The organism is Pseudomonadota bacterium (assembly GCA_016195085.1).
Taxonomy (GTDB): Bacteria; Pseudomonadota; Alphaproteobacteria; order SHVZ01; family SHVZ01; genus JACQAG01.
On the sequence record JACQAG010000007.1, the window covers coordinates 1 to 8,941 of the forward strand.

Consider the following 8,941-nt stretch of genomic DNA (forward strand, 5'->3'; position numbering starts at 1 on the left):
CAAGGATGCAAAGGGACGCTATCTGGGCTGCAACAGCCAGTTCTGCGCCATGCTGGGTTGGAACCAGGGCGAGGTGATCGGCAAGACCGTGTTCGAGATCGCGCCGTCAAACCTGGCCCAAGTCTATCACGATGCGGATATGAAACTGCTGGAGGAGGGCGGGACGCAGCGCTATGTGTCCTCGGTTCGCTACGGGGACGGCATCACCCGGCGCGGCGTCTTCTTCAAGTCGGTCTTCCACGACAAGTCCGGCGCCGTCGCCGGTCTGGTGGGGATGTTCTACCCCATGGAATTCCTGCTCGACGTCATCGACATGTAATCCGTCGCGACAGTCTCAGGCCGCCCGGGGGGCTGTGTCGCGGCGGCGCAGCAACTCACGATTGGCCAGCGCCCAGATGGGAGATCCCTGAACTTTGCGGTCGGAAACGATGCGCTCGACCAGGGGCAGCGGGATATTTCTAATCCATTCCTCAAGCACGGCGGCCACTCCTTTTATGCTGCGGTGCACAATCAATATATGGGGGATTGGCCGGAACAGCCACCGCCGTATGCGCATTCGGCCCATGTCTCCGACGCAATGGTCATACCTGTGGGTAGGCATAGTCTGAATACCTGACATACGTCAGTATGTGCATGAATCTCTTTGCGGAAAGCCGTCACGACAGCGCATTATAAGGGATGCGGATCCCGGACCTCATTGAGGCCGGGATATTTTTTTGCCCCAGGAGTTCTGTTATGGCCGACCATGATCAGACCAATCCTCCGTCCGACCAGAATCCTGGTACCGGGGATAATGCCCAGCAGGCGCTTGACGACCTGACGGTGCTGCAGAACGTCCAAAATCAGAATATGGGTGACGCCCGCCTCAACGTGGCTAGGTCCGCGGATGTCAGCGATACCCAACTGGGCAATCTCGCCAATGTGCAGCAGGGCTCCACCGGCAATCCCCAGGTGCAGAACCTGGGTGGCATCGTCGGCGGCGTCAATGTGTCGCTGGACGTGGCCATTGAAGGATCCAAGGATGGCGGTGTCGTCCCGCCCGAACTGGACAGCACGCCGGTCAATCTGACCGATGACGGTGCGTCCCAGACGGTCAATACCGGTGGCGCCAAGCCGCTTGACGTGCAGGTTCTCCCTGATCTCGCCAAGCCCGATGCGGAATTCCAGCCTCAGGATCCGGCCCTCGGCCAGTCGGTGACTTTTGCTCCTCCGGGCTCGTTCGTTCCTGGCAACACTCCTCAGGCGGGGGCTCCGCCGGCCGCCGACGGGGCGCCGAAGGAGAAGGCGCCCGAGCTTCAAGAGCACGTCAACCATACGCCGACCGTCGATTCCACCATCAATGCCACCTCCACCGATCACGACATGGTGACCTCCGGTCGGATCGTCGCCCATGACGTGGATGGCGATGCGTTGTCGTATCACATCTCCGGCGCCACCGCCGTGAACGGGATCGAGACGATCGATGTCTCGGCGGCCGACGGTCGGGTCTATGGCACGCTGAGCCTGAACGTCGCCACGGGTGAATATACGGTTACTCCCGCCCCGGCGCTCGCCGCGCTGGGTCTGGGCGAGTTCGCTCACGCCAGCATTGCCGTGACCGTTTCCGACGGGCATGGCGGCTCGGTTGCCGCCACCATGGGGATCGACGTCACCGGGACCGACGACAATCCAGTGGTGGTCTCGACCCTCAATGCCACCTCCGACGATCACATGGGCCTCACCATCGGCCATGTGACCGCCACCGATGTCGATACCAATGATTCCGGTCAGCTGAGCTATTCGCTGGTCGACGGCAACGGCAACCATGTTTCCTCCCTGACCACCGATCACGGCACGGTCAGCATCGATTCCGCCACCGGCGAATACACCTTCACCCCCAATGCCGGCGCCGCCAGTCTGGGCGAGGGCCAAAGCGCCCATGACGGCTTCACCATCGCGGTGAGCGATGCCCATGGCGGTTCGGCCACCGCTCAGGTGGGTGTGGACATTACCGGCACCAACGACAATCCGGTGATCAGCGCCCATGATCTCGTCACCGGCGACGATCATACCGCCGTCAGCCGCTTTGCCGTCGGCAGTGACGCCGACGCCAATGATTCCGGTCAGCTGAGTTACTCGCTGATCGACGGCAACGGCAACCACGTTTCCTCCCTGACCACCGATCACGGAACGGTCAGCATCGATTCCGCCACCGGCGAATACACCTTCACCCCCAATGCCGGTGCCGCCAGCCTGGGCGAGGGGCAGAGTGCCAGCGACGCATTCACCGTCGCGGTCGCCGATGGTCACGGTGGCAGCGCCACCTCCTCGGTGGGAGTCACGATCACCGGCAGCAACGATGCGCCGATCGTGACCACTCACGACATTACCTCCGCCAATGATCACACCGCCATCAGCGGCACCGCGACCGGGTCCGACGTGGATACGGGTGACAAGGTCAGCTATCACCTGGTGGATGCCAACGGCAATCAGGTGGATACCCTGACCACCGATCACGGGTCGGTGACCATCGACACCCAGACGGGTGAATATACCTTTACCCCGGATGCCGGCGCCGCCGGCCTGGGCGTCGGCGAGCATGTGAGCGATTCCTTCAAGGTGGTCGCCACCGACAATCACGGAACCAGCTCCGATGCGGCGACGGTCAATGTCAGCATCACCGGCAGCAACGATGCGCCGGTCATCGATCTCCAGCACACCGACACCAGCATCAACGTTACCGATACCACGGGCGGTCAAGGCCATGTGGTCGCCACCGACGCCGATACTGGCGTGGTGGACGGGGTCACCGTCGGCGCCGCCGACACCCTGACCTATTCCTTCGGCACCGGCGACGACGGCAATCCGATTCTGTCGGTCGATACGCCCCATGGCACGGCGACCATCAATCCGGCCAACGGCGACTACGCCTTCACGCCCAATGACGCGGCCAAGGCCCTGCCCAACGGCTCGACGACCACCGATCACTTCCAGGTCATCGTGTCCGATGGCCAGGGCGGCACCGTCGGTCAGGCCATCGACGTCAATGTCAAGGTCACCGGCACCACCAATCACGAGCCGGTGATCGACCTCCAGGCCAGCGATACCGCCGCCAGCGACCACGGCACCATCTCGGGCAGCATCAGCGCCAGCGATATCGATGGCGACAGCCTGAGCTTCTCGCTGGTCAATGCCGGCGATGACGGCAAACTGCATCTGGATTCCGGCACCGTTTCCATCGATGCCGGCGGCAATTACAGCTTCACTCCGGCCGATGGCTGGAAGGGCGGCGACCATGCCAGCTTCCAGGTCCAGGTCAGTGACGGCCACGGCGGCACCGCGACCCAGACGGTGACCGTGACCGAGACCAATGCCGGGCCGGTGATCGATTCCAGGGCCACCGATGCGGAAGTCTCCGCCACCGATCATGCCGGCGCGGGCGGTTCCGTTGCCGCCACCGATGCGGATACCGGCGATACCCTCACCTATTCCTTCGGCAGCCATGCCGACGGCTCGCCCATCACCGAGATCACGACGGCTCACGGCACCGTGAGCATCGATGCCGGGTCGGGCGAATACACCTTTACCCCCAGCACCGCCGCCGCCAGCCTGGGCGCGGGGGTGACCGCTTCCGACAGCTTCACCGTTCAGGTCGGCGATGGCCATGGCGGCTCGACCAGCCAGTCGGTGACGGTGGATCTCACCGGCACCAATGACGGCCCGACCGTCAGTGTCCGCGACGTCACCACCGCCGACGACCATACCGCCATCGGCGGCAGCGCCGTCGGCTCCGATACGGATGTGGGCGACAAGCTGACCTATGCGCTGGTCGACGGCAACGGCAACCATGTCGGCAGCCTGACCACCGATCACGGCACGGTCAGCATCGATACCGCGACGGGCGAATACACCTTCACGCCGGCGGGCGACAGCGCCCTGGGCGTCGGCCAGTCCCTGCCCGACAGCTTCAAGGTCGTGGCCATCGATAATAATGGCGCGGTCAGCGATCCCAGTACCGTCAACGTGACCATCACCGGCTCCAATGACGGGCCGAGCGTGACGGTTCACGACGTCACCACCACCGACGATCATACCGCCATCAGCGGCAGCGCCGCCGGCTCCGACGTGGATACGGGCGACACGCTGACCTATGCGTTGGTCGATGCCGACGGTAATCACGTCAGCAGCCTGACCACCGAGCACGGCACGGTCAGCATTGACGCCGCGACGGGTGAATACACCTTCACGCCGGTGGGCGACAGCGCCCTGGCGGCCGGGGAAACCCTCCCCGACAGCTTCCAGGTGGTGTCCATCGACAATCACGGTGCGGCCTCCGCGGCCAGCACGGTTCATGTCACCATCGACGGCGCCAACGATTCCGCCACCATCAGCGGCACTGCCGCCGGCTCGGTCTCCGAGAATGGCGGCACCGCTTCGGGCCAGCTCAACGTCGCCGACGTTGATCACGGTCAGGCCCATGTGCAGGCTTCGACCGTCGAGACCGCCGAGGGCACCTTTACCATCGGCACCGACGGGCAGTGGAATTTCGCGGTCAACGCCGCCAATGCCGACGTCCAGGGTCTGGCCGAGGGCGAGCACCTGACCAAGAGCTTCGAGGTCAAGTCCGCCGACGGCACCGCCACCCAGACTGTGACGGTGGAGATCACCGGCGCCAATGACGGCCCGACCATCTCGGGACATACCAATGCCACCGCCACCGATCACGGCGGCGTGACCGCCGGCCATGTGGCGGCGTCGGACGTCGATACCCACGATACCCTGACCTATTCGTTCGGCGCCAATGCCGACGGTTCGCCCATCACCTCGGTGGTGACCGATCACGGCACGGTCAGCATCGATGCGGCCACGGGCGACTACACCTTTACCCCCAATGCCGGGGCGGCCAGCCTGGCCGAGGGCGCCAAGGTCACCGACAGCTTCACCGTGACCGTCTCGGACGGGCATGGCGGGACGGCGACCACCCAGGTGGGCGTGGACATCACCGGCAGCAATGACGGGCCGGTGTTCGGGGCTGTGAGCGGCGGAACCGGTCTGGAGAGCACCAGCGCGGCTCCGACAGTGGTGACCGGTCATCTGGGCGCCACGGATGTGGACGGCGACAGCCTGACCTATGCGGTGGCCGCCGACAATCAGGGCCATCACGGTTCGTTGTCCATCGACCAGCAGGGCAACTTCACCTTCACGGCGGCGGATTCCAACTGGTCGGGGACCGACAGCTTCACGGTGCAGGTCTCGGACGGCCACGGCGGCACCGCCACTCATACGGTGGACATCAACGTCACGCCGCAGACCGACGGGGTCAATCTGAGCGCCGCCAACGTGACGGTTGATCTGAGCCAGGGTCAGAATCAGACCATGGCCGGGACCGGCGGCAACGACACCCTGATGGGTGGTTCGGGCAATGACAATGTCAGCGGCGGCGACGGCAACGACACGCTGTACGGCGACGGCCAGGGCACCTATACGGCCAGCCTGAACATCACCGACAGCCTGAAGGACGTTGACGGCTCGGAGAGCCTGACCAGCGTCACCATCGGCGGCGTTCCCGCCGGGGCGAGCCTGTCGGCGGGTACCCATAATGCCGATGGCAGCTGGACTCTGTCCGCGTCGCAGCTGAACGGCCTGTCCATCACCACCCAGGAGGGCAGCGACGTCCACCTGACCATCAGCGCCGGCTCGGCCGAGGCGGGTGGTTCGGCGGTGATGTCGTCGACGATTCTTGACGTGCACTTTACCGGCAATGCGGCCGGCAACGACGTTCTCAACGGCGGCGGCGGCAACGACACCCTGTATGGCGGTGGCGGCAACGACACCCTGTCGGGCGGGGCGGGGTCGGATCTGCTGGAGGGCGGGGACGGCAACGACGTCCTCAACTATTCCGCCGATAGCAGCTGGGCCAGCGGCTACGGGTCGCAGAACGTGGGTGATCCCAGCCATGGCGGCACCAACCAGATCTTCTCGATCACCGGCGACAACGAAAGCCAGGACGTGTTCCGCGGCGGCGCCGGGACCGACACCCTGGTGATGGGCTCGGGCAACGACGCCCTGTTCCTGGATGACGGCTTCAGCGCCTCGCCGACCGGCGGCGCGCGCATCGAGGGGATCGAGAGCATCGTCGCCGGCGACGGCAACGACGTGGTCGATCTGACCAGCAGCAAGTACGGCTACGGCGACGTCACCATCGACGGCGGGGCCGGCAACGACGTGCTGATGGGCAACCAGGGCGCCGACGTCATCGACGGCGGCACCGGCAACGATTATCTGTTCGGCGCCTCGGGCAACGACACCCTGCGCGGCGGCGATGGCAACGACACTTTGGACGGCGGCTTTGGTGCGGACAGCATCGATGGCGGCGCCGGCAACGATACCGGCATCATCGTGGGCGGCCAGAGCGCCGGCGACGTCTATGACGGCGGCTCGGGCAGCGACGTGCTGAACGTGCAGCTGAGCGGATCGCAATACACCGCCGAGGTGCGGGCCGAGTTGCAGCAATTCCAGAGCTTCATCGCCGATCCGGCCCATGCGGGCCAGAGCTTCCACTTCAACACCCTGGGGGTGGACGCCAAGAATTGGGAAAGCCTGAAGGTGACCGTGGACGGTCGCGACATCTCGCTGGAGAACGCGCCGACGGTGACCGGCAGCACCAATGTGGCCACCGATGAGGATCACAGCGGCGCCGGAGCGGTGCACGCCACCGATGCCGATGTGGGCGACAGCGTGCGCTATCATCTGGTGGATGGGGCGGGTCATCAGGTGGATAGCCTGAGCACGGCCCACGGCACGGTGACCATCAACCCGGCCACCGGCGATTACACCTTCACTCCCAATGCCGATGCCCAGCATCTGGCCTTGGGCGCCACCCAGACGGACAGCTTCCAGGTGGTTGCCACCGACGGCACCCTGGCCAGCGCTCCGACCACGGTGGGGGTGACCATCACCGGCGCCAATGATGGTCCGTCGGTCAGCGTCGCCAATGTCACCACCGCCGACGACCACAGCGCCATCACCGGCCATGCCACCGGCGCCGACGTGGATACGGGCGACCGCCTCAGCTACCATCTGGTGGACGCCACCGGAGCCCAGGTGGACAGCCTGAGCACCGCCCACGGCACGGTGACCATCAACCCGGCCACCGGCGATTACACCTTCACCCCGGCGGGCGACAGCGCGCTGGGCGTCGGCCAGAGCCTGGGCGACAGCTTCAAGGTGGTGGGCCACCGATGCCGATAGCGGCGACCACCTGACCTACTCGTTCGGCGCCAATGCCGACGGTTCGCCCATCACCTCGCTGACCACCGATCACGGCACGGTCAGCATCAACTCGGCCACCGGCGACTACACCTTCACCCCCAGCGCCGGCGCCGCCGGGCTGGGCGCGGGTGTCACCGCCGTCGACCACTTCACGGTCCAGGTTTCCGATGGCCATGGCGGTACCGCCAGCCAGTCGGTGCAGGTCGATCTGACCGGCACCAATGACCGCGCCACCATCAGCGGCAGCATCGCCGGCGCGGCCACCGAGGACACGGCCAAGGTGGCCAGCGGCACGCTCAACGTGGCCGATGCCGATGCCGGCGAGGCCCATACCCAGGCCGCCAGCGTCACCGACGCCCACGGCACCTTCGCCGTGGATACCAACGGCCACTGGTCCTACACCCTTAACAACGACTCGGCGGCGGTGCAGTCGCTGGGTGTCAACGATCACCTGACCAAGACCTTCAACGTGGCCTCGGCCGACGGCACCGCCACCCAGGCGGTGACGGTGACGGTCAACGGCTCCAACGACGCGCCCGTACTGGGCAGCGTCACCGGCGGGACCGGCACGGAAAGCACCAGCAGTGCCGCGACCCAGGTGACCGGCAAGGTCATCGCCACCGACATCGACACCGGCGACACGCTGAGCTACAGCGTCGCCGCCGACAGCCAGAGCCACCACGGCACCCTGGCGGTGGATGCGGGCGGCAATTTCGTGTTCACGGCCACCGATAACAACTGGTCGGGAGCCGACAGCTTCACCGTCCAGGTGTCGGACGGCCATGGCGGCACGGTCAACCAGACCGTCAACATCAATGTCGCCGGCGCTGCCGATCAGGCCAGCGTGTCGGTGTCCATCGGCGCCGGCACGGTGTCGGAGGGCGGCAGCTTCACGGTAACCAATCTCGACGGTTCGGCCGGGTATTCCAATACCTACGGCTATTACGTCATGGACGATAACGGCAACCCGACCAGCGGCCATGTGATCTGGGCCAACACCCATGCGGATGTGAACCAGAGCGTGACCATCAGCGGCGTCGATCCCGACCATGTGGGCTTCTTCATCATCCCCGACGGTCATCAGAACGCCAGCCTGGCCGACAACACCAATATCAGCTTCACCAAGGATGCCGCCGGCCATTGGCAGGCGGTCGATCCGGCCGGCCACGTGCTGACCGGCAGCGGCACCAACGTGCTGTTCGACAAGGGCTCGCTCAATACCGACGGCATGACCCATGTGCGCGACAACAGCGTCGATGCCGGCAACCAGGATTGGGAAGACCTGACCGGCGGCGGCGACCGCGACTTCAACGACGTCAACGCCAACGTCACCTGGAATACCGCAGCGACCACCAGCAGCCACCCGCTGACCGTGGCGGCCAATTTCCCCGACATGGACGGTTCGGAAGGCCATGCGGTCAAGATCTCCGGCCTGCCGGCCGGCGCCACTCTGACCCAGGACGGCGTCGCCCTGGTGCCCGGCGCCGATGGTTCCTACTCCATCAGCCCGACCCATCTGACCGGTCTGGCGGTCAAGACCCCGGCCAATTTCGCCGGTGACCTCAACGTCAGCGTCACCGCAATTTCCACCGAGGGCACCACCACCGCCAGCGCTTCGGCCAGCACCACGGTGCATGACGACCTCACCAATCACGGCCCCACCGTCGCGGCGAATGCGTCCTACAACGAC

General features: G+C 65.4%; 3 protein-coding genes. All 3 read left to right on the top strand.

Going from position 1 to position 8,941, the window contains the following annotated elements; genetic code table 11:
• Nucleotides 1-319, top strand: a 319-nt coding sequence (locus HY058_02385; GenBank protein ID MBI3496132.1) for a PAS domain-containing protein, incomplete at its 5' end; no start/stop codon positions are given.
• Nucleotides 320-735: 416 nt separating this feature from the next.
• Nucleotides 736-7,230 (top strand): tandem-95 repeat protein, encoded by a 6,495-nt coding sequence (locus HY058_02390; GenBank protein MBI3496133.1) that lies wholly within the window; start codon nucleotides 736-738, stop codon nucleotides 7,228-7,230.
• Nucleotides 7,231-7,447: 217 nt separating this feature from the next.
• A partial coding sequence (locus tag HY058_02395; protein MBI3496134.1) for a cadherin-like domain-containing protein occupies nucleotides 7,448-8,941 on the top strand: 1,494 nt, incomplete at its 3' end.